This window comes from Kutzneria sp. 744, from assembly GCF_000568255.1.
GTDB lineage: Bacteria > Actinomycetota > Actinomycetes > Mycobacteriales > Pseudonocardiaceae > Kutzneria.
In genome coordinates this window covers 4669031-4694745 of the sequence record NZ_KK037166.1, presented here as the reverse complement: position 1 = coordinate 4694745, position 25715 = coordinate 4669031, and the positions used below count along the sequence as shown (strand labels likewise).

General features: G+C 69.3%; 23 protein-coding genes and 1 other RNA gene. 13 read left to right on the top strand and 11 right to left on the bottom strand.

Annotation, left to right across the window (positions count from 1 at the left end; all coding sequences use genetic code 11):
• Positions 1 to 53: 53 nt before the first annotated feature.
• The 4 genes from KUTG_RS20855 to KUTG_RS20840 all read right to left on the bottom strand — a co-directional run bounded on the left by KUTG_RS20855 (position 54) and on the right by KUTG_RS20840 (position 4549).
• Positions 54 to 359, bottom strand: a complete 306-nt coding sequence (locus tag KUTG_RS20855) for a hypothetical protein (protein ID WP_043718925.1) — start codon at positions 357 to 359, stop codon at positions 54 to 56.
• A 5-nt stretch (positions 360 to 364) separates the two neighbouring features.
• On the bottom strand, positions 365 to 2536 hold the full coding sequence (locus KUTG_RS20850) for an ABC transporter ATP-binding protein (RefSeq protein ID WP_157494682.1): 2172 nt from the start codon (positions 2534 to 2536) through the stop codon (positions 365 to 367).
• 73 nt (positions 2537 to 2609) lie between these two features.
• Positions 2610 to 3554 carry an ABC transporter permease gene (locus KUTG_RS20845; RefSeq protein WP_043718923.1) on the bottom strand — a complete coding sequence of 315 codons (945 nt, stop codon included), beginning with the start codon at positions 3552 to 3554 and terminating at the stop codon, positions 2610 to 2612.
• Between the two features lie 14 nt (positions 3555 to 3568).
• Positions 3569 to 4549, bottom strand: a complete 981-nt coding sequence (locus KUTG_RS20840) for an ABC transporter permease (RefSeq protein ID WP_043718922.1) — start codon at positions 4547 to 4549, stop codon at positions 3569 to 3571.
• A gap of 269 nt (positions 4550 to 4818) precedes the next feature.
• Here KUTG_RS20840 and KUTG_RS20835 point away from each other — a divergent pair, with 269 nt between their 5' ends.
• From KUTG_RS20835 to ssrA, 8 genes are all read left to right on the top strand, one after another.
• Positions 4819 to 5319 carry a PadR family transcriptional regulator gene (locus KUTG_RS20835; RefSeq protein WP_043730106.1) on the top strand — a complete coding sequence of 167 codons (501 nt, stop codon included), beginning with the start codon at positions 4819 to 4821 and terminating at the stop codon, positions 5317 to 5319.
• Between the two features lie 73 nt (positions 5320 to 5392).
• Positions 5393 to 6496, top strand: coding sequence for a peptide chain release factor 2 (prfB, locus tag KUTG_RS20830; RefSeq protein WP_043718921.1), 1104 nt, complete (start codon positions 5393 to 5395; stop codon positions 6494 to 6496).
• A 99-nt stretch (positions 6497 to 6595) separates the two neighbouring features.
• Entirely contained in the window at positions 6596 to 7285 is a 690-nt protein-coding gene (ftsE, locus tag KUTG_RS20825) for a cell division ATP-binding protein FtsE (protein WP_043718920.1), read from the top strand.
• A gap of 64 nt (positions 7286 to 7349) precedes the next feature.
• Entirely contained in the window at positions 7350 to 8252 is a 903-nt protein-coding gene (ftsX, locus tag KUTG_RS20820) for a permease-like cell division protein FtsX (protein ID WP_043718919.1), read from the top strand.
• A 33-nt stretch (positions 8253 to 8285) separates the two neighbouring features.
• Entirely contained in the window at positions 8286 to 8765 is a 480-nt protein-coding gene (gene smpB, locus KUTG_RS20815) for an SsrA-binding protein SmpB (protein ID WP_043718918.1), read from the top strand.
• A gap of 192 nt (positions 8766 to 8957) precedes the next feature.
• Complete coding sequence (locus KUTG_RS20810; protein WP_043718917.1) at positions 8958 to 9839, top strand: amidohydrolase family protein; 882 nt, start codon at positions 8958 to 8960, stop codon at positions 9837 to 9839.
• 218 nt (positions 9840 to 10057) lie between these two features.
• A complete protein-coding gene (locus KUTG_RS20805) occupies positions 10058 to 10912 on the top strand; it encodes a DMT family transporter (protein WP_052395122.1) in 855 nt (284 codons plus the stop codon).
• Between the two features lie 58 nt (positions 10913 to 10970).
• Positions 10971 to 11344: a transfer-messenger RNA gene (ssrA, locus tag KUTG_RS55370) on the top strand.
• A 386-nt stretch (positions 11345 to 11730) separates the two neighbouring features.
• Here the strand turns inward: ssrA and KUTG_RS20800 are convergent.
• From KUTG_RS20800 to KUTG_RS20775, 6 genes are all read right to left on the bottom strand, one after another.
• On the bottom strand, positions 11731 to 12384 hold the full coding sequence (locus tag KUTG_RS20800) for an NUDIX hydrolase (RefSeq protein WP_232240882.1): 654 nt from the start codon (positions 12382 to 12384) through the stop codon (positions 11731 to 11733).
• Positions 12385 to 12390: 6 nt separating this feature from the next.
• Entirely contained in the window at positions 12391 to 13614 is a 1224-nt protein-coding gene (locus tag KUTG_RS20795; RefSeq protein WP_232240881.1) for an adenylosuccinate synthetase, read from the bottom strand.
• Positions 13615 to 13637: 23 nt separating this feature from the next.
• Positions 13638 to 14549 (bottom strand): hypothetical protein, encoded by a 912-nt coding sequence (locus tag KUTG_RS20790; RefSeq protein WP_043718916.1) that lies wholly within the window; start codon positions 14547 to 14549, stop codon positions 13638 to 13640.
• A gap of 113 nt (positions 14550 to 14662) precedes the next feature.
• Complete coding sequence (locus tag KUTG_RS20785) at positions 14663 to 17956, bottom strand: DEAD/DEAH box helicase (RefSeq protein WP_198047256.1); 3294 nt, start codon at positions 17954 to 17956, stop codon at positions 14663 to 14665.
• A 37-nt stretch (positions 17957 to 17993) separates the two neighbouring features.
• Positions 17994 to 19172 carry a Glu/Leu/Phe/Val dehydrogenase dimerization domain-containing protein gene (locus KUTG_RS20780; RefSeq protein ID WP_232240880.1) on the bottom strand — a complete coding sequence of 393 codons (1179 nt, stop codon included), beginning with the start codon at positions 19170 to 19172 and terminating at the stop codon, positions 17994 to 17996.
• A 69-nt stretch (positions 19173 to 19241) separates the two neighbouring features.
• Entirely contained in the window at positions 19242 to 19850 is a 609-nt protein-coding gene (locus KUTG_RS20775) for a TetR/AcrR family transcriptional regulator (protein WP_043730100.1), read from the bottom strand.
• A gap of 58 nt (positions 19851 to 19908) precedes the next feature.
• Between KUTG_RS20775 and KUTG_RS20770 the strand changes: the two genes are divergently transcribed.
• The 5 genes from KUTG_RS20770 (at position 19909) to KUTG_RS20750 (ending at position 24992) form a co-directional block, all read left to right on the top strand.
• Positions 19909 to 21489, top strand: a complete 1581-nt coding sequence (locus KUTG_RS20770; RefSeq protein WP_043718909.1) for an FMN-binding glutamate synthase family protein — start codon at positions 19909 to 19911, stop codon at positions 21487 to 21489.
• A 91-nt stretch (positions 21490 to 21580) separates the two neighbouring features.
• Positions 21581 to 22552, top strand: a complete 972-nt coding sequence (locus KUTG_RS20765; protein ID WP_043718908.1) for an efflux RND transporter periplasmic adaptor subunit — start codon at positions 21581 to 21583, stop codon at positions 22550 to 22552.
• The gene (locus KUTG_RS20760) at positions 22549 to 23238 is read left to right on the top strand and encodes an ABC transporter ATP-binding protein (RefSeq protein WP_043718906.1); all 690 of its coding nucleotides are present in this window, start codon (positions 22549 to 22551) and stop codon (positions 23236 to 23238) included. Before KUTG_RS20765 ends, KUTG_RS20760 begins: the two co-directional genes overlap by 4 nt.
• Entirely contained in the window at positions 23235 to 24524 is a 1290-nt protein-coding gene (locus tag KUTG_RS20755) for an ABC transporter permease (RefSeq protein ID WP_043718904.1), read from the top strand. Before KUTG_RS20760 ends, KUTG_RS20755 begins: the two co-directional genes overlap by 4 nt.
• 12 nt (positions 24525 to 24536) lie before the next feature.
• Positions 24537 to 24992, top strand: a complete 456-nt coding sequence (locus tag KUTG_RS20750) for a DUF309 domain-containing protein (RefSeq protein ID WP_043718903.1) — start codon at positions 24537 to 24539, stop codon at positions 24990 to 24992.
• Between the two features lie 208 nt (positions 24993 to 25200).
• Here KUTG_RS20750 and KUTG_RS20745 read toward each other — a convergent pair whose 3' ends face one another.
• Entirely contained in the window at positions 25201 to 25671 is a 471-nt protein-coding gene (locus tag KUTG_RS20745) for a GbsR/MarR family transcriptional regulator (RefSeq protein ID WP_232240879.1), read from the bottom strand.
• Positions 25672 to 25715 lie beyond the last annotated feature (44 nt).

Genomic DNA, 25715 nt, shown 5'->3' with positions numbered 1-25715 from the left:
GGCCCGGCGACACTGTGGTCGCCGGGCCAGCTGTCACGGAATCGTCCGTCTGATCACTTGAGGAAGCCCATGTTCGCGTAGTCGAACGGGTACTGCGCGAAGCCGAACGCGCCGAAGTTGGCGAGCGTGTTGCGCACCGCGTAGGCGCCGGGGACCTGGTAGGTGGGCAGCAGGTGCCCTTCCTTCCAGATGTCGGTGTCGGCCTGCTGGATCAGGTCGACGCGCTTGTTCTCGTCCAGCTCGGAGCCGGCCTGGTCGAGAAGCTTGTTGATGGTGTCGTTGCCGATCGCGCTGTAGTTCTGCTGGGTGTTGCCCGGCGTGAAGTAGGCGGCCAACGCCCCCAGTAGCTTCTTGTTCATCGGTTTCAGACCACCTGTTTCGTTCGGGCGAAATGACAGGCCACTTCGTGATCCTCGCCCTGGGACTCACGGGGCGGCTCCACCTCGATGCATTTCGCCTTGTCCGAGTCGGACAGTGTGGCGTGCAGGAAGCAACGGGTGCGGAATCGACAGCCGGACGGCGGGTTCGCCGGGCTGGGCAGATCGCCGGACAGGATGATGCGCTCGCGCGCACGCTCCTTGACCGGGTCCGGGATCGGGATCGCGGACAGCAGGGCCTGGGTGTAGGGGTGGCTGGGCGCGCCGAACACCGAGTCGACGTCGCCGATCTCGATGATCTTGCCGAGGTACATCACGGCCACCCGGTCGGCGATGTGCCGGACCACGGACAGGTCGTGGGCCACGAACAAATAGGACAGTCCGAGCTCGGCCTTGAGCTTGTCCAGCAGGTTGATCACGCCGGCCTGGATGGACACGTCCAGCGCGGACACCGGCTCGTCCAGCACCAGCAGCTTCGGCTCCAGCGCCAGCGCGCGGGCGATGCCGATGCGCTGCCGCTGGCCGCCGGAGAACTCGTTGGGGTACCGGTCGGCGTACTCGGGCCGCAGGCCGACCAGGTCCAGCAGCTCCGGGATGCGCTTGTTGATCCGAGCCGCGTCGAAACCGTGCACCTGCATGGGTTCCGCGATCACGTCGCCGACCGGCATACGGGGATCGAGCGAGGCCAGCGGATCCTGGAACACGACCTGCATGTCCCGGCGGATCGCCTTGCGCCCCTTGGCGTCCAGGGTGGACACGTCCTTGCCCAGCACGGAGATGTTGCCGCCGGTCGGCCGGGTCAGGCCGAGGATCTCCATCAGCGTCGTGGTCTTGCCGCAGCCAGATTCCCCAACCAGGCCAAGGGTTTCCTGCTCGCGCACCTCGAAGCTGACGCCGTCCACCGCGTGCACGGTGCCGACCTTGCGCTTGAGCACGACGCCCTTGGTCACCGAGAAGTGCTTGACCAACGACTCGACCCCGAGCACGGTCGGCCGCTCGGTCCGCGGCCGCAGCGCGGCCTTGGGCTCCGCGACCAGCTCCGCGCCGAACACCTCGACGGCCGTCTCGATCGCGGCCGCGTTGCTGGCGTCCACGCCCTCGATCTCGTCGGCGGCGGCCTCGGTCGCGGCCAGCTCGGCGCTGCGGATGCAGGCCGCCCGGTGTCCACTCGTGCTGTCCACTTCGGACAGCGCCGGCTCCTCGGTGAGGCAGTCGTCCACGGCCATCGGACAGCGCGGCGCGAACGGACAACCCGGCGGCAGGTCCGTCAGCGACGGCGGCTGGCCCTTGATCGGCACCAGCGGCAGCTTCTCGGCGGCGTCCACCCGGGGCAGCGAGCCCAGCAGGCCGAGCGTGTACGGCATGCGCGGCTGCTGGTAGACCTCGTTGACGTGCCCGGTCTCCACGGCCTTGCCGGCGTACATCACCATCAGCCGGTCGGCGAAGCCGGCGACCACGCCGAGGTCGTGGGTGATGATCACGATGCCGGCGCCGGTCACCTCCTTGGCCGTCTTGAGCACCTCGAGCACCTGCGCCTGCACGGTCACGTCCAGCGCGGTGGTCGGCTCGTCGGCGATGATCAGGTCCGGGTCGTTGGCGATGGCCATGGCGATCACCGCGCGCTGCCGCATGCCGCCGGAGAACTCGTGCGGGAACGCCTTGGCGCGGGCCGCCGCGTTCGGGATGCCGACCAGGTCGAGCAGCTCCACCGAACGGTTGGCCGCGGCGTGCTTGCTCACCTTGCCCCGGCCGTGGATGAGCAGCGCCTCCGCGATCTGGTCGCCGACGGTGTACACCGGCGTCAGCGCGGACAGCGGGTCCTGGAAGACCATGGAGATCCGGCGGCCCCGGATCTTCGACAGCTGCACATCGGAAAGGCCCAGCAGCTGCTGGCCCTGGAAGCGGATGGAACCGGTGATCCGTGCCTGTTCGGGCAGCAGGCCCATCACGGCCAGCGAGGACACCGACTTGCCGGAGCCCGACTCGCCGACGATGCCCAGCACCTCGCCGCGGGCCACCTGGTAGGTCAGGCCGCGCACCGCGTGCACGCGGCCGGACTCGCTCGGGAAGGAGACGTCGAGGTCGGCGACCTCAAGGACCGGTCCGTCTCCGGCGCCGTCGAGGAGACCCTCGTCCAGCGTGATCTCGGAGGCGCTCACTGCAGCACCTCGCCAGCGCTCGGTGTCCGCGTTCGCGCACGCGCTGTGTTGAATGGTTCGCTCGCGAGCTCGCTCACGCCAGCTTGTCCTTTCGCTTCTCGCGCCGGCGGGCGCGGGACGCCGTCGGGTCCAGCGCGTCGCGCAGGCCGTCGCCGACCACGGCGACCGACAGCAGAGTGATGATCAGCAGCACCGCGGGCGCGTAGAACAGCCACGGGAAGGTCAACGCCGAACCGGTGCCGACCGAGATCAGCGTGCCCAGCGAGACGTCCGGCGGCTGCACGCCGAAGCCGAAGTAGCTCAGGCCCGACTCCTGCAGCACCGCGCTGCCGACGTTGATCGTCGCGTCCACGATCAGCAACGACGACATGTTCGGTACGATGTGCTTGAAGATGGTGCGCCACGGGGACTGCCCCATGAAACGCGCGGCGCTCACGTACTCCCGCGTCTTGAGCGTCAGCGTCATGCCGCGCACGATGCGAGCGGTGATCATCCACTGGAAGGCCACCAGCAGCACGACCAGGATCAACCAGCTGGAGCCCTTGAACAGCGGGCTGGCGATGCTGATGATCAGGAACGACGGCAGCACCAGCAGCAGGTCGACCAGCCACATCAGGGCGCGGTCGGTGATGCCGCCGAAGAAGCCCGCCGCGGCGCCGACGACCGCCGACAACGCGGTCGAGATCACGCCCACCAGCAGGCCGATCGTCAGCGACTTCTGCAGACCGCGCATGGACGCCACGAACATGTCGGTGCCGATGTTGTCGGTGCCGAACCAGTGCGAGAGCGACGGCGGGTCGTAGGTGAGGCTCGTGTCGTGGAACTCGTAGCTGTACGGGGAGAACAGCGGATAGCTGAAGGCCACGACGTACAGCAGGACGATGACGACGATGCCGCCCAGCGCCCAGCGGTTGCGCATGAAACGGCGGCGCACCAAGGCGCCGCGGGAGACCGGCTTGCTGGTCACGATGTCGGCCGCGGCGTCCTGCGCGGCGGCCGGGTTCACGGTGGTGCTCATGTGCTTCTGGCCTCCTACACCCGGATCCGCGGGTCGAGCAGGGCGTACAGGACGTCGGACAGCCAGCCGGACAACAGGACGCAGACGGCCACGAACAACGTCACCGTGGCGGTCACGTTGGTGTCCTGGTCGTTGATGCCCTGCACCAGCCAGGCCCCCATGCCCTGCCAGTTGAAGATGGTCTCGGTGAACACGCCGCCCACCACCAGCAGGCCGAAACCGAAGGCGAACAACGTGGCCATCGGAATCAGCGCGGTGCGCAGGCCGTGCTTGAAGAACGCGCGCCGACGGGTGAGGCCCTTCGCCTGCGCCGTACGGAGGAAGTCGCTGCCGAGGACGTCCAGCATCGCGCTGCGCTGATAGCGGCTGTAGTAGGCGATCTGGCCCAGGACGATGGTCACTGTCGGCACGATCAGGAAGCGCAGCCGTTCGTCGAACGCGGCCAGCCAGCCGGCGTCGGCGTCGAGCGTTCCGCTGTACTCACCGGTGAACTGGAGCCACTCGCTGCCGGTGGCGTTGTTGATCGCCTGGGCAACCTGCTTCACCAACGGACCGAGCACGAGCACCGGGGTCGCGAGGATCACATAGGAGAAGAAGGTCGATATGTAGTCGAAAAGTTTGTACTGACGGACGGCGCTGGCTACCCCGATCAACACACCGAGCGCGATGCCGATGGTGATGCCCAGCAGGAACAACCGCAGGCTCACCCCGACCCGGCGCCACAGCTCCTCGGTGATCGCGTGGTCCTTGGTGGTCTCGCCGAAGTCGCCGTGCAGAACGCCTTCGCCCCAGGTCAGGAAGCGCACCGGGATCGGTTGGTCCAGGTGCAGCTCGACGCGCTTGGCCTCGATCGTGGCCGCGGGTGGCGGCGGGTTGTGCTGCCTGAGCAGGCTCAACGGGTCGAACGAGATCGAGGACAGCGTGAAGGACAGGAATGTCGCCACCACGCAGAGCACGATGTAATTGATCAGTCGGCGAACAAGGAAGCCGAACATCGCCTAGCTCCTCCCAACGGCGGAACGGATCCGCGCCCGTCGGTGGAAGGATGAATGTGTGGTGGTCGGAGCGGTCACCCGGGGGATTCTGCGGCTTACTCCCAGTTCTCGCCACCCTCCAGCGGCCGGATTCTTGCGCCGATTGGGTAACGAAGGGCATGCCGGCTGCTCCGGACGGCGCAACCGCAAGGCCATTCGGTGATCAGCCACTGTGGACTGAACGGCAGACCATTGTGGACAGCCGCTCGTTGCCGTGGCACCGTAGTGGGGTGTCTGAACTGAACGCAACTGCCGCTGCACTGCTCGGATTGCTGCACGACGGTCCCAAGACCGGCGGGCAGCTGGTCACGGCGGCCGGTGAGCGCTTCGGCGCGTTCTTCAGCGTGACCCGCAGCCAGGTCTACCGGGAGCTGCCGGCGCTGGCCGAGCAGGGCCTGCTCAAGTTGGGCAAGCAGGGCCCCCGCTCCAGCCAGCAGTACGTGATCACCGCTGCCGGCAAGAAGGCCTTCAAGACCTGGCTGACCACCGAACCCGGTCCCGACCACCTGCGCTCGCCGCTGATCCTGCGGCTGGTGCACGCCAGCTCGCTGACGCCCAAGCAGCGCGCCGGACTGGTCGAGTCGGCCAAGGTGGTCTACGGGGCGGAGCAGGAGACCCACCGGTCGGCCGCGAAGTCGGCCGAGGACCCGTACGCCAAGGCGGTGGCCGAGTTCGCGCTCGCCCACGCCAAGGCCGTGCTGAAGCTCCTGGAGAGCATCCCGACGAGCTGAATGGGGACGAGTTTCACCGCCGATGGCCACCGCCTCGGCGGTGATACCTCGCTCTGACGTAATCTTGTTTGTTGTGAACCCGGACGTAGAAGCCGACCTCAAGGACCTGTCCGCGACCCTGGCGAGCGTCGAGGCCGTCATGGACCTCGACAAGCTGCGCGCGGACATCGAGCGCCTGGAGGCTGATGCGGCCCGTCCGGACCTGTGGGACGACGTCGAGACCGCCCAGCAGGTCACCAGCCAGCTCTCCCACAAGCAGGGCGAACTGCGCCGCGTGACCAACGTCCGGTCCCGCCTGGACGACGTGGCCGTGCTCTACGAGCTGGCCGAGGACGCCGACGACGCGGACAGCGTGGCCGAGGCCGACGCCGACCGGTCCAAGCTGCGCGAGGAGATCGCCCAGCTCGAGGTCCGCACCCTGCTGTCCGGCGAGTACGACGAGCGCCAGGCGCTGGTCACCGTGCGCTCCGAGGCCGGCGGCGTGGACGCGGCCGACTTCGCCGAGATGCTCATGCGCATGTACCTGCGCTGGGCCGAGCGCCACGGCTACACGACCGAGGTCTACGACACCTCCTACGCGGAAGAGGCCGGCATCAAGTCGGCGACCTTCCAGGTGAAGGCCCCGTACGCCTACGGCACGCTCTCGGTCGAGCAGGGCACGCACCGGCTGGTGCGCATCTCGCCGTTCGACAACCAGGGCCGCCGCCAGACCTCGTTCGCCGGCGTCGAGGTGGTCCCCGTGGTGGAGCAGACCGACCACATCGACATCGACGAGAAGGAGCTGCGGGTCGACGTGTACCGCTCGTCCGGCCCTGGCGGCCAGGGCGTCAACACGACCGACTCCGCGGTCCGGCTGACCCACATCCCGACCGGCATCGTGGTGTCCTGCCAGAACGAGCGCTCGCAGCTGCAGAACAAGGCGTCCGCGATGGCCGTGCTCCAGGCCAAGCTGCTGGAGCGGCGCCGCCAGGAGGAGCAGGCCAAGATCAACGCGCTCAAGGGCGACGGCGGCTCCAGCTGGGGAAACCAGATGCGCTCGTACGTGCTGCACCCGTACCAGATGGTCAAGGACCTGCGGACCGAGTTCGAGGTCGGCAACCCCACGGCCGTGCTCGACGGGGACATCGACGGCTTCCTCGAGGCCGGTATCCGGTGGCGTCGCAGCTCCGGGCAGTGACCGGATGTCATGAAATCCGTGTGAGCTGAGGCTGTCGAAATCTCACCCGGACGGGGCTAGATGTCAGGCCGGTAACGGTCGCGGGTAAGCTCGCCGACCGTGATCCGGCTAGAACACGTCACCAAGGTCTACAAGACCTCGACCCGGCCCGCCCTCGACAACGTGAGTGTCGAGATGGGCAAGGGCGAGTTCGTGTTCCTCATCGGCCCGTCCGGCTCCGGGAAGTCCACCTTCCTGCGGCTGCTGTTGCGCGAAGAGGTGCCGAGCAAGGGGCGCGTCTACGTGTCCAACTTCGACGTGGCCAAGATGGCACGACGGCGGGTGCCACGGCTGCGCCAGTCCATCGGCTGCGTCTTCCAGGACTTCCGGCTGCTGCCGACCAAGACGGTGGCCGAGAACGTCGCCTTCGCGCTGGAGGTGATCGGCAAGCCTCGGCACACCATCCAGAAGGTCGTGCCCGAGGTCCTCCAGCTGGTCGGCCTGGACGGCAAGGCCGACCGCATGCCCACGGAGCTGTCCGGCGGCGAGCAGCAGCGGGTGGCGATCGCCCGTGCCTTCGTCAACCGGCCGCTGGTGCTCATCGCCGACGAGCCGACCGGAAACCTCGACCCCGACACCAGCCAGGACATCATGCTGCTGCTGGAGCGGATCAACCGCACCGGCACCACGGTCCTGATGGCCACCCACGACCACTCGATCGTCGACTCCATGCGGCGCCGCGTGGTGGAGCTCGACCACGGCAAGGTCATCCGCGACGACGCCAGGGGCGTCTACGGAGTCGGCCGCTAGCGACCGCAGGCGCCCGTCCCCCGCGGTCGCTGATGAATCCCCGAGCCAAGGAACGTCAACCCCGATGCGTGCCAGTTTCGTCTTCAGCGAAGTGATCACCGGGCTGCGCCGGAACATCACGATGACCATCGCGATGATCCTGACCACGGCGATCTCGCTCGGCCTGCTCGGCGGTGGTCTGCTCATCGTCCGCATGATCGACAAGATGCAGCTGATCTACTCCGACAAGGTGCAGGTCATGGTGAGCCTCACCGACGACATCAGCGCCAACGACAAGAGCTGCTCCTCGTCGATCTGCGCCAACCTCCAGCGCGAGCTCCAGGGCTCGAGCAACGTGGAGACCGTCACCTTCCAGAACCGCGACCAGAGCTTCCAGCGGTTCCAGCAGCTGTTCCAGGCCGAGCCGGAGCTGCTGCGGCTGACCCGGCCGGAGTCGCTGCCGGCGACGCTGCAGATCAAGCTGACCGATCCGAGCCGGGCCGACGTGCTGGTCAAGGCCTTCGCCGGCAAGCCGGGCGTGAAGACCGTCGACGACCAGGGCGTGTTCCTGCAGCGCTTCTTCGGCATCCTGGACAGCATCCGGTACGCGGTGTTCGTCGTCGCCCTCATCCAGGCCGCGGCGGCGGTGCTGCTGATATCCAACACGATCCAGGTGTCGGCGTTCACCCGAAGGGTCGAGGTCGGCATCATGCGCCTGGTCGGCGCGACCCGCTGGTACACCCAGCTGCCGTTCCTCATCGAGGCCGTGGTCGCCGGCATCATCGGCTCCGTGCTCGGCATCATCGGCCTCGCCGTGCTCAAGGAGTTCTTCCTCGACGCCGCCCTGTCCGGGCCCATCGCGTCCGGCGTGCTGCCGCGGCTGGACCTGCTGGACGTGGTGGCCATCTCGCCGATCCTGGTCGGCGTGTCCGCGGTCATCTCGGCCATCACCGGCTACGTGACCCTGCGCCTGTACGTGCGGCTGTAGTAACCGGCTGGCGCGCGGACGTAAAATCGAATCATGCCCAAGGAACAGGGCCGCAAGGCCATCGCGACCAACCGCAAGGCGCGCCACGACTACGCCATCGTGGACACCTACGAGTGCGGTGTCGTCCTCATGGGCACCGAGGTGAAGAGCCTGCGGGCCGGCCGGGCGTCCCTTGTGGACGCCTTCGCCACCGTCGACGACGGAGAGGTCTGGCTGCGCGGGTTGCACATCACCGAGTACGAGATGGGCACGTGGACCAACCACGAGCCGCGCCGCAACCGGAAACTGTTGCTGCACAAGGCCGAGATCCTCAAGCTCATCGGCAAGACCAAGGAGAGCGGCCTGAGCCTGGTGCCGCTGTCCATGTACTTCAAGGACGGCAAGGTCAAGGTCGAGCTGGCGCTGGCCAAGGGCAAGAAGTCCTGGGACAAGCGGCAGACCTTGGCCAAGAAGGACGCGGAGCGCGAGACCAGCCGCGCCATGGGCCGCTGGCTGAAGGGCCGTAGGGATTAGCTGTGCTTGTTGGCGCCGCCTCCGGCAGCGCGGCTCGGCCCCTCGTGACCGGTGCCTCGCCCTTGCCGGATTTAGCCCGCCGCGTCGGCTCGGGTGGGTGGGCGCGTTGGGTGGCGGCGGGCGAAATCCGGCAACCGTGCGAAGCACCGGCGGGGCCGAGCGGGCTCTCGGGGCCGGAGGGGAGAGGTCTGAGTGCCGGCTGATGACTCCGAGATCGCCGGGTGGGTGCGGTCGCTGGGGCTGCCCGGCATCGTCGATCTGCACGTGCACTTCCTGCCCACGCGGATGATGGACAAGGTATGGGCGTACTTCGACGACGCCGTCGTCCACTATGGCGTGGAGTGGCCGGTCCACTATCGACTGCCGGAGGCGGAGCGGCTGGCTCGGCTGGTGTCGTTCGGCGTGACCGGGTTCGCGCCGCTGGTGTACCCGCACAAGCCGGGCATGGGGGCGTGGCTGACGTCGTGGGCGATGGACTTCGGGTCCCGCACGTCCGGGGCGGTGCCGACGGCGACGCTGTACCCGGAGCCTGGGGTTGCCTCATATCTGGGTGAGGCGGTGGCGGCCGGCGCGCGGTGCGTGAAGGCGCACGTTCAGGTCGGGGCGTACGACCCGAGGGATCCGTTGCTGGAGCCGGCATGGGGGCTGCTGGCCGAGGCCGGGGTGCCGGTGGTCATCCACTGTGGACACGGGCCGGTGCCGGGGGAGTACACCGGACTGAACCTGTTCGAGCAGGTGCTGCGTCGGCACCCGCGGCTGGTGGCCGTGCTGGCCCACGCCGGCATGCCGGAGTTCGACGAGGCGCTGCGGCTGGCGGCGTCGTATGAAACCGTTTTTCTGGACACCACCATGGTGGGGACGCCGTTCTCGGAGCGCATGTCGCCCGTGCCGGCGGACTGGTCGGCGCGGCTGGCCGACCTCGGCGACCGGGTGGTGCTGGGCACCGACTTCCCCAACATCCCGTACGACTACGCGACGCAGCTGCGGGCCATCTCCTCGTGGGGGCTGGGCGACGACTTCCTGCGCCGGGTGCTGCACGACACGCCGGCCCGGCTGCTGGGCCTTCAGGCGTGAAGAAGCCCCCGTCCGTGAACCTGGGGGTGAACGGGGGCCTCCGGCGGGCCGTCGATGCGGGAGTGGACGACCACACTGTGATGGACACGTTCGGGGCCCAACTCTGACGCCTGCCGTCGAGATTCACTCGAATGGAGTATCTAGAGTGTGATCCGTTCGGCATGTGGGCGAGGATTCCGCAAATATCGCGGTTGTTGGATGATGTGGCCGTGGGATCGATGGTGTTTGCGCTGGTGGCGGCGCTGGGATACGGGCTGAGCGACTTCGTCGGCGGGCTGGCGTCCCGTCGAACCCACGTGCTGCGTGTCGTGCTGCTGACCTATCCCGTCGGCCTGGCCGGGTTGCTGCTCGTCGCCCCGCTCGCCGGCGGTCACATCGGCGGCTTCGACCTGGTCATCGCCATGATCGGCGGCGCCGCCAACGGCCTGGCCATCATCTGGTTCTACAGCGCGCTGGCCACCGGGCCCATGAACGTCGTCTCCCCGCTCACCGCCCTGCTGGTCGCCGGCCTGCCCATGGTGTTCGGGCTCGTCACCGGCGAGCAGCTCGGCGGCATTGCCATCGGCGGCGCCGTCATGGCCGTCATCGCCGTCGTGCTCGTCAGCCGTGAAGAACGCACCGCCGTCGACGAAGCCGGGCCCGTCCGGTTCACCGCCCGCGTCGGCTGGCTCACCATCGGCTCCGGCGCCGCCTTCGCCGTCTACTTCGTGCTGCTCGACCAGCTCCCCGACGACGGCGGCCTGTGGCCCCTGGTCGTCTCCCGCGGCACCGCCACCGCCCTCGTGCTCGCCGCGGCCCTCGTCGCCGGGCAGTTCCGCATCCCGCAACGCCAGGTCATCGCCCTGTCCGTCACCGCCGGGCTGCTCGACGCCGTCTGCAACACCGCGTTCCTGCTCGCCCTGCGCACCGGCCTTCTCGCCGTCGTCAGCGTCCTGACCTCGCTCTACCCCGCCGCCACCGTGCTCATGGCCCGCCTCGTCCTCAAGGAACGCACCGGCCGCGTCCAGCGCTTCGGCCTCGCCCTCGCCGCGATCTCCGTCACCCTCATCGCCGGCGGCTCCGCCCTCGCGTGAACCGGGATGAACCCGGAGCCCGGACGCGTTATGCTCAGAGGTGTCAGACCCACGACCAGGGGGTGAACGGTTTCGACTTTGTGCGTCAAGTCAGGGGAAGCGTGTAGGTGCAGGCGAGAGACCACCTCAAGCGTCGCCGCAAACCAATAAGCGCCAAGACTAACAGTCGCGCTGACTACTCCCTCGCTGCCTGAGCAGCCTGAGAGTGTCTGTCGGCCCGGGATCGCCTCCGACCCGGTAGCCGGCATCAGCTAGGAGGCTAAACCGCAGAACCCGGTCGCGGGGGACTGCGGGACATCCACAGCGACTGGGCCCGTCACACCGTCTCGTCCGCGTGAACGGTGGGGCCGAGCAGAGACACAGCGGACTGCACACGGAGAAGCCCTGGTAAGGCGACAGAGGACCCGGGTTCGATTCCCGGCACCTCCACTCGATGGACGGCCCGTGCCCGCGGAGGGCGCGGGCCGTTTCGCGTTCCGGGTGCTTCATTGGCTTCGCCATGCGTGGGTACCCTGCTCCACTGAAGTGCGGATTTAGGCCGCTTTATGTGCCGAACACTAGGCGAAGATTGGCGTAACCGTAAATGCTGATTCATAATCCCTGACCCCGTCCAGCCCCCACACCCCCGGGCAGGGCGGGCTTCGCCCCCCTGCACCCCCCTTCGGGCTCGGCTGCGCCGTCGCCCGTGGAGCTGGGGCTCGCTTCGTATCGCGCTCGGCTGCGCCGTTGCCTGTGGAGCTGGGGTTCGCTTCGCATCGCGCTCGGTTGTGCCATCGGCCTTGGATCTGGCCGTTGCCGAAACGTTCGCTCTCGCGCGGTCAGGGCTCTTCGGTGGGGGTGAAGGTCCAGATGGTGGCGGGGCGGCCGGTGGAGTGGTGGCGGGCCTGGTGGGGGGTGCGGTGGAGGGTGGGGATGCCGGCCATGAGGCGGTTGAGGTTGGCGGCGTTGGGGCGGGCGCCGCGGAGGGCGGCGGTGGCGGTGACGGCGCGGGTGGCGGAGAAGGAATCGCCGAGCAGGGCCTGGGTGAAGGTGAGGTCGGACCAGAGCTTGGCGGCCAGCAGGGGACGGCAGTGGGTGATGATGCGGTCGTGGTCGAAGGCCAAAGGGGGGACGGCGTCGAGCGGCGCCCAGTCGGCGGAGCAGTCGGTGGGGGAGATGACGGCCCACATGGCGATCGACAGGGTGGGACCGCGGGGATCGCGGTGGGGCTCGTCGAAGGTGATGAGCTGACCGACGGCGCGGACGGCGTCGGAAGGGACGCCGAGCTTGGTGGTGACGGCGCGGCGGGCGTCGTCGGCGAGGCGGGCGCCGCGGGCCAGCAGGACGCCGGGCAGGGCGAGGCGGCCGACGAACGGGGCGGCGGCGCGCGGGGCGATGCCCAGGTGGATGGTCTCGTCGTCGGGCCAGAACCGCAGGGCCAGCACGTCGACGGAAACGGCTGACTGGTCGGGAACAGGGATCTGGTGCGACACAGCGGATTATCCTGCCGCACCGACCAAGGTCGTGCGCACGCGGTCGGCGCGGTCGGGGCCATGGGCGGTCAGGGCGACGGGGACGCGCAGGCGAGCGGCGATGGCGTCGGCGGCGTCGGTGGGCAGGTCCTCCAGGACGGGACGAGCCGAGGTGAGCCGGCGGGTGAGGTGTTTCTGATGGGCGAGGTCCTGCCACGGGCCGCAGTGCACGGAGTCGATGACGCCGTCGTCGGTGAGGTAGGCGGTGGCGGACTGCACGTTGGCGTGCTGGTCGAGGTGGGTGACGGAGAGCCCGTCGATGCCGCCGCAGGCCTCGATGGCGTAGCGCAGCAGGATCGGATCGAAATGGCCGACGCGGAAGGCGCCCTGGTACTCGCCGGTGGAGTTGTGCGGTTCGGGGAGGGCCAGGGCGGGGTCCTCGGTGGGGAAAGGGCCGGTGCCATGGCGGGTCATGTAGGTGCGGGTCACGCCGAGCACGTATGGGCGCTCGCCCAGGGCGGTGATCATTGCACGGGCGTGGCGAGGTTCCACTGTGGACCATGTGGTGTGCGGATGCAGGCCGCGCCACTCGTCGAGCAGAACCCCTTGCGCCCCTTCGAAGACCAGGCGGCCACGGGCCGCAAAGGTGGCAAGTGTGTCCGGGCCGACGATCCGTACGGCGGCGGCGAACTCGCGGTAGAGCGAGACGAGTTCACCGATGGTGCCGACGCGGTCGCCGATCAGGGGTGCGTAGTGCCGGGCCAGGGCGTCCAAGCGGCGGGTCAGCCGGGGAATGTCTTGGCAGTCGGCGACTCTGGGCGAATCGTGCTCCAACGCGTAGGCAGCGGTCTCGCCGATGCCCATGCCGCACGAGCCGTGGCGGGCGGCGCCCCGAGCGTCCTCCCGCGCCCGGTTCGCCGCCACGTGGATGGGGGTGGTGAGCAACGCGTCGCCGTCGATGTTCAGCAGCCCCAAGGGATCGGGCACGCCGAGCCCGGCCAGCGCGACCGATTCGGCGGCCAGCGCCATCGGCTCGACCAGCATGTGCCGCGACAACAGCGTGGGCACGCCGGCCAGGGTGCCGGAGCCGAACTGTGCGAACCGGTGGTGCCGGCCGTCGGCGACGACGTTGTGCGCGGCCTGTGCACCGCCGTTGAACCGCACCACCGCGCTCACGGACCCGTTGGCGCACAACCAGTCCACCGTCGCGCCCTTGCCGGCGTCGCCGAACCCGAGATCGACGACGATCACATGCTTATCCCCGAGACCCATGGTCAGACCCGCGTCTCCAGCGCGCGGCTGACCGCCACGGCCTCGGCTTGCGAGCCGACGTCGCGCAGGTCCGCCAGCCCGCCGCCGACGTCGATGCGCCCCTCCCCGACACCGACCATCAGGGCGATCAGCTCGCACACCGCCCCCGGGTCCTCCAACCGCAGGAACCGCTCGCCGAGCAGCGTCGTCCAGTGCGCCGCGATCTCCGGATCGCCATAGTAGCTCGACTGCTTGGGCAAGATGTAGAAGACGTGCCACCGTGCCGCCAGTTCCCGGTACACCGACTCCACCGAGATGTCCTGACCCACGTTGTCGCCGATCACCTCGCGGACCTGCCGCGCCGACAGCCGTGGCTTGTTGAGCTCGTCCCCGATCAGGAACAGGTAGCCCCTCCTGCCACGCTTGTCCCACGCGTCCGTCGCTACGTGCTGGACCATGTAATACGCCGCCAGCTCATAGCTTTCCGACTTCTGCCCGCCGCCCCCTCCTTCCAGGAGGATGTGCCGCAGCTGCTCGTCCATGCGGTTGTCCGACTCGAACTGGCCGATCTGCAGCGGCACCCGGTCGCAGTCCGCGTCCCCGATGCCGCCGAACAGCACCTGCGGGTCGTCCGCGTATCCCTTGCTGCGCAACAGTCCGTGCAGCCGGCCCAGCTTGCCCTGCATGATCCTCGGGACGACCCCCATCGACCCCGTCACGTCGAACAGCACCGCGATCGGCAGCGAGTTCGCGTGGTCCGCGCTGTCTCTGCTCTCCCGGAACGTGTCCCTCGGATCCAGTGCCGGATGCGCCCGCCACGTCGACCAGTGCTGCGTCCTCATATCCGCCGTGTACCCGAAGTCGTCCAGCCCCCGCCTCGCCCTGAACGTCTTCGCCGCCTGGAAGGCGTTGTCATCCCAGTGCCCGTACCCCATCTCGCGCTCCCCTCCGCTGGTCGGATCGGCGTCCTTTGTCCCGCCGGCCCTCATTTTAGTCTAAGTGACTAAAACGGTGAGGGCAAGCGTGCGCCGAAGGCAGGGCCACGGGATCAGGCGAACAGGGTGCGGATGTCGTCGGCGTCCAGACTGCTGTTGAAGACGTCGCCGTCGTCCATGACGCTGGTGAACAGGCGGGCCTTGCGCTCCTTGAGCGCCATGACCTTCTCCTCGATCGTGTCCTTGGCGATGAGGCGGTACACCATCACGTTGCGGGTCTGCCCGATGCGGTGCGTGCGGTCGACGGCCTGCGCCTCCGTCGCCGGATTCCACCAGGGGTCGAGCAGGAAGCAGTAGTCCGCCTCGGTCAGGTTCAGCCCGAACCCGCCGGCCTTGAGGCTGATCAGGAACACCGGGGCCGAGCCGTCCTTGAACCGCTCAAGCACGGCCGCCCGGTTCCGCGTCCGGCCGTCGAGATAGCAGAAGTCCATGCCGTCGGCGACCAGGCGTTCGCGGACCTTGCCGAGGAAACCGGTGAACTGGCTGAAGACCAGCGCCCGGTGGCCGCCGTCGACCACGTCGCGCAGCTGCTCGCACAGCGCGTCGATCTTGGCGCTGGGCAGGGCGGCGTGCGCGTCGTCGGCCAGCCCGGCGTGCAGGCTGAGCTGGCGCAGCAGCGTCAGCGACCGCAGGATGGTGAACCGGTTCTTGTTCATGTCGTCGACCAGGCCGAGCACCTTCTGCCGCTCCCGCTGCAACTGGGTCTGGTAGATCTTGCGGTGCTTCGGATGCAGGTCGACCTCCAGCGTCTGCTCCTGCTTGGCCGGCAGGTCCGTGGCGACCTGTTCCTTGGTGCGGCGGCGCATCAGCGGTTTGACCCGACGCCGCAACTGGGCCAGCAGCTCGGCGTCGCCCCGCTTCTCGATCGGCCGCGCGTAGTAGTCGGTGAAGCGGGTCGGGCTCGGGAACAGCCCCGGAGCGGTGATCGACAACAGCGACCACAGCTCCATCAGGTTGTTCTCCATCGGCGTGCCGGTGATGGCCAGCTTGAACGGCGCGGGCAACAGCCGGGCGCACTGGTGGGCCTTGGACTGGTGGTTCTTCACGGCCTGCGCCTCGTCCAGCACGAGGCCGGACCAGGCCGCCGCCGAATAGGCGTCGAAGTCGAGCCGGAACAGCGTGTACGAGGTGATCACCACGTCGGCGCCGTCCGCCAGCTCGTCGAGCGCCTGGCCGCGGCGGCGCAGGGTGTCGGCGACGGCGACCACCTTGAGGCCCGGCGCGAACCGCGCCGACTCCGCCGCCCAGTTCGACACGACGCTGGTCGGGGCGACGATGAGGAACGGCGGCGCCTCGGGCTCGACCAGGCGGGCATGGCAGATCAGCGCGAGCGACTGGACCGTCTTGCCGAGCCCCATGTCGTCGGCGAGCACGCCGCCGAGCCGGCATTCCCACAGGAACGCCAGCCAGCGGAACCCGGCGAGCTGGTAGGGACGCAGGTGGGCGTCGAGCGTCGACGGTGGCTCCTTGTCCTCGACGGACTCGATCGACAGCAGGCCCTCCACCTGCCGCCGCCACGCCGCTGCCTGCCGGTCGACAACACCGAGTTCGGCCAGCTCCGCCCACAGTCCGGCCTGGAACCGGCTGATCCGCAGCTCGCCCGCGGGCGCGTCCCGCAACGCCCGCGCCTCCTCGATCAGCCGGCCCAGTGTCCGCAACTCGGGCTTCTGCAAGGAGAAGTAGGCGCCGTCGGGCCGCAGCAGGTGGGTCTGCCCCCGGCTCAGCGCCAGGAACACGTCTAGGAAAGGGACCTGCCGGTCCTCGACGGAGACGGTGATGCCGAGGCCGAACCAGTCCGCGTCGCCGGCGATCTCGTCGGTGGACACGCCGATGGTCAGCGAGTCGCCGGTTTCCCGGTAGTCGGCGGGTTGGCCGTCGACCTCGACGGTGACGCCGGGCTGATCGGCCAGCAGCGGCAGCAGTTCCGTGGTGAACCGCATGGTGTCGATGCTGCCGAACTCGGTGTGCGGGACCAACTTCGCGTCCTGGCCGGACAGCTGGGCCAGCCAGTCCGGCGGGATGTCCAGATCGGCCAGGATCTCCCTCTCCTGAGCCGGATTTCGGTATCCGGCGTCCGCGCCGCCGTGCAGGGGCGCGCGCAACGGCGAGCCGTCGACGTCGTACGCCCATTCCCAGTCCACCCCAAGGGCGTGGTCCGTGCCGTAGGACGCGCGCAACACCAAGGTGGGTGCGGAGATCTCCGGCGGTGCGAAGGAATCGTCGGAGGAGATCACCGTGGCCACGCGCCGCAGCCGTGGGTAGTACTCCTCGCGGAAACGAGCCTGCTCGGCGGCGGGTATCTCCAGGTGTCCGTTCGTCTCCGCCATGCGTTGCAACGCTGCCGGCACCGGTGTGGCCATCCTGGCCAGCCGCAGCCGCCAGTCGGCGGGGTTGTCGCCGGCCCGGACATCCGCGCGGTCCACGTGAACGACGCCGTGGCCGTCCGCGCCGATGAAGCGGAACGGGGCGGCGTCCCCGTCGTCCTCACTCGCCACGTGCAGCACCGGGGTGACCGCGAGCGCCCCGGACGACGACGTTTGGGTGACGTCCATGAGCAACTGGGCCGAACCGTACCGGCGCACGTCCCCCAGTCGCTTTTTGCCGTGCACCAGCCGAATGCCGATGCCCTCGGCCTCGTCCAGCAACGGCCAGAGCCGATGGCTGTCGAACGCCGACAGGTCGAGCGTCTTCTCGTCGGAGTGGTAGTAGTTGCCGTAGTGGCTCCGGGCCGACCGGTAGACGTTGCGCATCTCCTGCAACAGCCGAACATGCGACGCGACGTGACCGGTGGCGTGGTACGAGTCCAACCGTCCCCAGGTCACCGCCGCGATCCAGCCGTTCTTGCCGGGTTTCACCAGGCGGGCCGACACCGTCAGGGCGGGTTGCGTGTCCGCCGCCCCGAATCTCGGGCTCGCCGTCGCGGTCAGCGTCAGTTCGATGGCGAGGGGCGTCAGCTGCTGCCCCGCTGCCTCACCCGGCGCCGGCTCGAACAGCGCGTCCAGGGACTGCCGCCAGGTGGGCGGGGTTTTCTGGGGCGCCCGGGCCGCCGACTTCTCGGTGCCGGCCGCGTTCAACACGAGCGCCACGACGTGCTTGCAGTTGTAGCCGACCGGGCAACTGCATTCGCCCTCGTCGAACCTCAGCGGCGTCCCCGAGAGCCATGCCGTTGTCGCGTAGACGTCGCCGCTGCCGACCACTTCGCCTACGAGCTCGCCGTCGGCACGGGTCCAGCTCATCATGCGCACCCGGCGTTGCCGTGCGTACTGAACACCGCGAGCGTGGGTGCGGCTGTCCACGGCCTTGGCCAGGCTCGCCAGGTCGATGTTCGGCAGCATCGGCGATGACATACAGACCACCGTAGCGGCGCACTCCGACACGGCTCGGTCAGGGGGTTGCGACGTGGATGGCGCTGGTCAGGGCATCGATCTGCGCGGAGGTGAAGGCGCTGGCGGCCTCGCGGAGGGTGGTGCCGGTCGTGCCGGCGAGGGTGAAGACGGTGGTGAGGATGCGGTGCATCTCGGTGCGGATCTGGTGGGTGGCCTCGGAGACCGAGGCATCGATGTCGCCGAAGAGGGTCCACCACCACCAGGCGTTGGTGGCGGAGTTGGCGACGAAGTCGGGGACTACCTGGATGCCGCGGGCGGTGAGGGAGGCTTCGGCGGCGGGGAGGACAGGCATGTTGGCGGCCTCGACGATGAGGCGGGCGCGGACGAGGTGCTGGTTGGCGGGGGTGATGCAGTAGGAGATGGCGGCGGGGACGAGGACGTCGGTGTCGACGGAAAGCCAGGCGTCGACGGCCAGCGCGGCGTCGCCGGGGCGGAGGCAGGAGCGGGGGATCTCGCCGAAAGCGTTGCGGGAGTGGAGAAGGAGCTCGACGTCGAGACCGGCGGGGTTGGTGATGACGCCGAGGGCGTCCGAGACGGCGACGATGCGCAGACCGGCCTGGGCGAGGTAACGGGCGGTGGAACCGCCCATGGAGCCGAAGCCCTGGATGACGGCACGGGTGCCCTCGTGGGGGAGACCGAGCTCGGTCAACGAGGCCAGGGCGGCCTCGGCGACACCGATGCCGCCGGCGAGGTCGGGCAGCGCGATGCCGTCGACGGAGAGGGAGAAAGCCCGGCGCAGGCGGGAAATGGCGGCGGCGCGGTCGGGTAACAAGGGGTAGACGGCCTGGATGGAGCTCTCCATGCCGATTTCGGTGACGACCTCGTCGATGAGTTTCTGGTGCAGGCCAAGGTCTTCGCCGGTGGTCCAATGGCGTTCCACCAGGGCGCGGACGCCTTGGAGGTAGCGGGTGAGGACTCCTCGCATATGGGGATCGTGAGGGTCGCAGTCGATGCCGCCCTTGGCTCCGCCGAGCGGAACGTAGCGGTTGGAGGGCCGGTAGTAGAGGGCCTCTTTGCGGGTCATGCCGGCAGCCAGCCCGCGAACCTCGTCGAGGGTGCATCCCGCCCGCATCCGCAGACCGCCGGAGCAGACGCCGCGCACGAGCCGGTCGATGACCAGGAAGCCCTGGCGATCGGTGACGGGATCGGTCCACGTCACCTCGAGCAGCGGAGCCACCGGCACCTCCCATGCTGAACTGCGGTTCAGTATGGGAAGGCCGGCGAGAGGGTGTCAAGAAAAGGTTTGCTACGGGTCGGCCAACACTGCGGGATCGACGGAGAGCTCCCAGGCCAGCTGACGAATGATCCCGGAGCGGAGCTCACGCCGGGGCGGCCGGGACCTGTGCACGACGGAGCGCACGGCGAGACCGTCCAGGTAGGACGTGAGCCGGCCGGCCACGGCGACGGAGTCGACGAGAGGGAACAGGCCGGCGGTGACGCCGTCGTCGATGACGGCAGCGATGGCGTCGATCCACCGGCGCTGGAGGTCGGTCAACACCCGCGACAAAGTGTTGTCCCGCAGGGCGACGGACCAGGCGTCGATCCAGATGGTCCAGCCACGGGCGGGGCCGCTCGGCGCATACCAGTCCAGGGCGGCCAGCAGCCGGGCGGCGGGCGAGCCGGGGCCGGCGACAATGGAGTCCAAAGTGGACAGATCCTGGGCGCAGGCGTGCACGAGCGCCTCGGACAGCAGGTTCTCCTTGGTGCCGAAGTGGTAGATGATCAAGGCGGGGCTGACGCCGCTGGCCTCGGCCACGTCGGCGACGCGCACGGCGGCCATGCCCAGCGCGCGGATCTGGGTGAGCGTCTCCTCGAGCACCTCGGCCCGCCGCGCCGTCGCGGTCTTCCTCGGCATGGCCAGCACTATTCCACCAAGCGCTGCGCGGTCGGGCCAACCGGTGTTGACTTTCTCTGTGCGAATCGTTGTGGTGGCGGTGCTGTGGCTGGTCGCGCTGGCGTCGACGACGCTGGTCGGGGTGTTCTCGCCCTGGTGGCTGTTCCTGACGGTCCCGCTGCTCGCGGCGGCGGTCCTGGGCGCCTACGACCTGATCCAGCGCCGCCATTCGGTGCTGCGCAACTACCCGGTGCTCGGCCACATGCGCTTCCTGCTGGAGGCGCTGCGACCGGAGTTGCAGCAGTACTTCATCGAACGGAACTTCGACGGCCGCCCGTACGACCGTGACGTGCGCAGCATCGTCTACGAGCGGGCGAAGGGCACGGACGCGGAGGAGCCGTTCGGCACGGAACTCGACGTCTACGCGACGGGCCACGAGTTCCTGGCCGCCTCGATCGCCCCGGTGCCGGTCCCGGAGCAGCCGCCACGGGTGCGGATCGGCGGCCCGGACTGCACGAAGCCGTACGACATGGCGCTGCTGAACGTCTCGGCGATGAGCTTCGGCTCGCTGTCGGCCAATGCCGTGCTGGCGCTGAACAAAGGGGCCAAACTCGGAGGATTCGCCCACGACACGGGCGAAGGCGGCCTGTCCGAGTACCACCTGCGGCACGGCGGCGACGTGGTGTGGGAGATCGGCACCGGCTACTTCGGCTGCCGCACCAAGGACGGCGACTTCGACGAGCGGGAGTTCGCGGACAAGGCGGCGCACGACAGCGTCCGCTGCGTGTCGCTGAAGCTGTCGCAGGGCGCGAAGCCGGGGGTCGGCGGCGTGCTGCCGGGCAGCAAGGTCAACGCGGAGATCGCCAAGGTGCGGGACGTGCCGCAAGGCCAGACCGTGAACTCGCCGCCGTACCACCGGGTCTTCGACACGCCGCGGGAACTGGTCCGGTTCATCGCTCACATGCGTGAACTCGCGGGCGGCAAGCCGACGGGCTTCAAGCTGTGCCTCGGATCGCGCCAGCAGTTCCTGGCTGTCTGCAAGGCGATGCTGGACGAGGGAACCACTCCCGACTTCATCATCGTGGACGGCGCGGAGGGTGGCACCGGCGCGGCCCCGCTGGAATACGCCGACAACCTGGGCACGCCGCTGACCGAAGGCCTGATCACCGTGCACAACGCCCTGGTGGGCGCGGGCCTGCGGGACCGGATCAGGATCGGCGCCAGCGGCAAGGTCGCCACCGGCAGCGACATCGTGAAACGCCTGCTGCAGGGGGCCGACTACACCAACGCGGCCCGGGCCATGATGTTCGCGGTCGGCTGCATCCAGGCCCAGCGCTGCCACACCAACCGCTGTCCGGTCGGGGTCACCACGCAGGACCCGCGGCGGGCGCGGGCGTTGGATGTCGAGGACAAGTCACTGAGGGTGCAACGCTTCCAGCAGTCCACGGTGCACAGCGCCGTGCAGATCATGTCGTCGATGGGGCTGCGGAGCCCTGATCAGCTGCGACCGCACATGTTGTGCCGCCGAACGGATCCGGTCACCGTGCGGACCTACGCCGAGCTCTATCACTGGCTGCAACCGGGTGAGTTGCTGAGCGAGCCTCCGAAGGGGTGGGCGCCGGACTGGGCCGCGGCCGATCCGGACCGCTTCGCCATGTGACGAATCGGTGAATGTGAGCAACGCATCACCACCGGTCGGCGTCTTCTGGTTGGGTTGACCCATTTCCGTTGAACCAACCATGGGGGGATCAGTGCGGACAACTGTCCTCGTCGGCGTGTGCGCGGCCGCCCTGCTCACGGCCGCCTGCTCGGCCGGCGGCCCGACGCCGGAGCCGCCGGGCCTCGCCGCCCGCGACACGACGATGACCACGGTGAAGCCGGCGCACCAGGATCTGAGCAACAAGGTGAGCCTGACCGGCAAGGTGGCGCTGGATCCGGTGTTCGGGGTGGCGTCGCCGGCCGACGGCCAGATCCGTTACCTGGACGTGAAGACGCCGGACGCCACGCCGAAGGTCCCGACGCCGGTGGCCAACATCTGGGCCAACGGCAAGGCGACCCGGGTGGACGTGCCGGCGGGCGCGACGTTCAGCGGCCGTCTGGTCGACGACAAGTCCAACGTGACCGGCGGCATGCCGGTGGCCTCGGCCAAGTTCGCCGGCTACGGCATCGTCGCCGACCTCGACGGCGCGCAGGCGTACCGGATCGCGACCACGCCGGGCACGGTGCAGGCGCAGATCAAGGACGGCCCCGGCCCGTTCCCGTGCACGGTGCTGGGCACCGTCGCGGCCCTGCCGGCGGGCACGCCCGCGCCGAAGACGCCGACGACCCAGGCGCAGCCGCCGAAGTCGGGCACCCCGACCTTCGCGCCGCCGGGACAGGAACAGCAGCAGCCGCAACAGCAGTCCGATCCGACGGGGCTGCGCCTGGTCTGCACGGCGCCGGCCGGCGTGAAGCTGATCAACGGCGTGGCGGCGACGCTGGAGGTGGTCACCGCCACCACGCAGAACGCGCTTGTCCTGCCGGTCGAGGCGGTCGCGGGCAGCCAGGGCGCCGGCAAGGTGGACGTGGTCGTCGACGGCCACCGTCAGACCAAGGACGTCACGCTCGGCCTGACCGACGGCAAGAACATCGAGATCAAGACCGGGCTGACCGGCGACGAGACGATCGCCGTGCCGGGCCCGAACCTGCCGGCCGCGCCGCAGGCCGGCGGTCCCACACGATGACCGAACCGCTGATCCGGCTCTCGGGTGTGACCAAAACCCTGAAGGGCCAGGAAGAACCGCGAACCGTGCTGAACGGCGTGGACCTGTCGCTCTACAGTGGACAGAGCATCGCCGTGCTCGGCCGCTCCGGCTCCGGCAAGAGCACCCTGCTGTCCCTGATCGGCCTGTTCGACCGGCCGGACCAGGGGCAGTACCTGTTACGGGACAACGACATCACCAAGATCTCCGAGCGCAGGGCGGCCGCACTGCGCAGCAGCGAGTTCGGCTTCGTGTTCCAGCGGTTCTTCCTGCTCAAGCACCTCACCGCGGCCCAGAACGTGGCGATGGCGCTGGTCAACGGCCAGGGCTGGCTGCCGCGCCGCAAGCGCAGGGCCAAGGTGATGACGGCGCTGGAGCAGGTCGGCGTCGCGCACCTGGCCAAGCACCGCCCGGCCCGGCTGTCCGGCGGTGAGCAGCAGCGGGTGGCCATCGCCCGCGCGCTGGTGCGTGACCCGAAGATCCTGCTCGCGGACGAGCCGACCGGCGCGCTGGACTCGGAGACCGGCAACCTGGTGGTGGAGGTGCTGCGGTCGACCACTGATCGCGGCTGCGGGCTGATTCTCGTGACGCACGACCGTGATCACGCCAACAAGATGGGCCGCGTGCTGCACCTGGCCGACGGTGTCCTCGGGCAGGTGACGGCGTGATCCGGCTGTCCGGCCGGCTGCGGTCGGCCCTGATCATCGGCATGCAGGGCATCCGGTCCCGCAAGCTGCGCACGCTGCTGTCCATGGTGAGCCTGTTCCTCGGCGTGCTCGCGGTTGTGGCCGTGCAGGCCGGCTCGCAGATCGCCGAGCAGGCGGCGCTGGGCAACATCGAGCTCCTGGAGGGCGTCGACGGCACGCAGATGATGTACGTGTCGCAGAACGACAAGGCTCCGGCGGTCGTGCTGGATGCCTTGCAGGGCAAGCAGCACGCGGTGGCGCTGGTCGGCACGCGGGCGTTCATCGGCGAGCCGAACGTCTCCCCGATCAACAAGGGCGGCGGCCCGATCGACCAGGGCGCCAGCGGCGGCTACTACTGCTCGGGCTACTCGGCGTGCAGCCCGGACGACAACCAGGCGCAGGGGCCGCCGGGCAAGGCGGTCGAGCTCAGCCTGACCGCGATGACCGGCGACAACCGGCAGTTCCAGCCGTTCCGGCTGCAGTCCGGCCGGTGGCTGGACTTCACGTCGCCGGCGTCGCTCGCGCCGCGCATCGTGATCAACACGAAGGCGGCCGAGGCGTTCCAGCGCTACCAGATCCCGGCCCAGATGCGGATCACCGGCGCGACCGCCGACCCGACGCCGCAGATCATCGGCGTTGTCGACGACGGCAGCGGCGCGCCCGGGGCGTATGTCCCCTACGACGAGCTCGCCAACTGGCTGCCGCCCGGCGCCGACACCTCGTTGCAGGTCATGACGGCCCCGAGCGAGACGGCGTTGCTGCAGACGCTCAAGGCCCGGCTGACCGCGGCCGGCGTGCCGGCCGGCCAGCTCCAGGTCCGGACGATCAACTCCAAGGCGCACGTCGCCGAGCAACTGGAGCTGATGCGCCTGATCTTCCTGGGCATGGCCGGGCTGGTGCTGCTGATCGGCGTGGCCGGCATCCTCAACGTCGGCCTGGCCACGGTCGGCGAGCGCGTCGAGGAGTTCGCGCTGCGCCGGGCGTTGGGCACGCCACGGCTGCTGCTGGCCGGGATCGTGCTGGCCGAGACGTTGCTGACCGGCCTGTTCACGTCCATGTTGGCGATCGGCGCAGGGGTCCTGGGCCTGCGGGCGGCCGGGGTGCTGGTCGGCAACAGCGCCCGGTTCTCGTTCCTGCACGACCTCGCGTTCCCGTGGCAGGCGGGCGCCGCCGGTGTGGCCGCGGGGCTGATCGCCGGCCTGCTGGGCGGCAGCATCCCGGCGCTGCGGGCGGCGCGCATCCCCATCGCGACGGTGATGCGGGCCTGAGAGAATCGGCTCATGGCCGAAAGGGATCGGGACACGGCCGGTCGGGCCCGCAACGCGCGACCGCGCGACGGGCTCGGTCGGCCGCTCGCGCATGGCGCCCCGGGTGTCGAACGTCAGCCGGAAGGTATCGTCCGTGCGCCGTCGCAAACGCTTGCGGAGGCTCAGGAGCTGCTCGACTCCGGCCGGCCGTTCCACGCCCACGAGGTGCTGGAGGACGCCTGGAAGTCGGCCGACGAGCCGCACCGCCAGCTCTGGCGGGGCATGGCGCAGCTGGCCGTCGGGCTCACCCACGCCGCGCGGGGCAACCGGAACGGGGCGATGTCCCTGCTGCGCAGGGGAGCCGGCAACATCGAACCGTACGGCGGGGAGAAGCCGTACGGGATCGACATTGCCGGCCTGGTCGGCTGGGCCACGCGGGTGGCCGACGGCGGCGGAGTGGACTCGACGCCGCCGCGACTGGTGGCTTAGGGGCGCGAGAGGCCAGTTCCTGGGGCGAGAACTGGCCTCTCGCTTGTACGGTGCTCATGCCCGCTGGGGGTACAGACATGATCACTGAAGGTGATGGTCCGTCAGCTTCGGCGTGACGACGGCGGGTGGTCGCTGTGGTGATCTAGTTCGTCCTGACCGGCGTCGACGTTACGGTCTGGACCGGGCTGACCCCCACAAGATCGCCGGGTCAGCTCGTGGCGTTACGTGACCGCCAGCGGTCGAGCACGAGCGGGATCTCGACCCGGAGGAAGTCGAAGAACTCGACCGACTCGCGCAGCCGCACGCCGGCGGCGGTGTCCTTGCCGACGGCCGCGACGCCGTCCGCGAGGGCCTCGGACCACAGGGTGAGCAGGCGCTCGCGGTCCATGGCCGACTCGTACCAGGTGCCGCCGCGGACCCGGAAGTGGTCGCGCTTGGAGCCGGGCTCGCGCTCGCGGACGATCAGGTGGACCTGGGTGAGGTAGCGCACGGCACCGGAGACCGCGGCGGGGCTGACGGACAGCGACTCGGCCAGTTCGCCGGCGGTGAGCTGGCCTTCCTCGGAGGCGAGCAGTCCGACGAACACCCGCGCCGGCATGCGGGGCATGCCGCCTTCGGCCAGCATCAGGGCGAACCGCTCGATGAACTTCGACACGGCCTCGTCGTCACGCGCGGTCACTCCCACATCCTCTCACCCCGTTGGGTTCATGTTCTTCACGAATT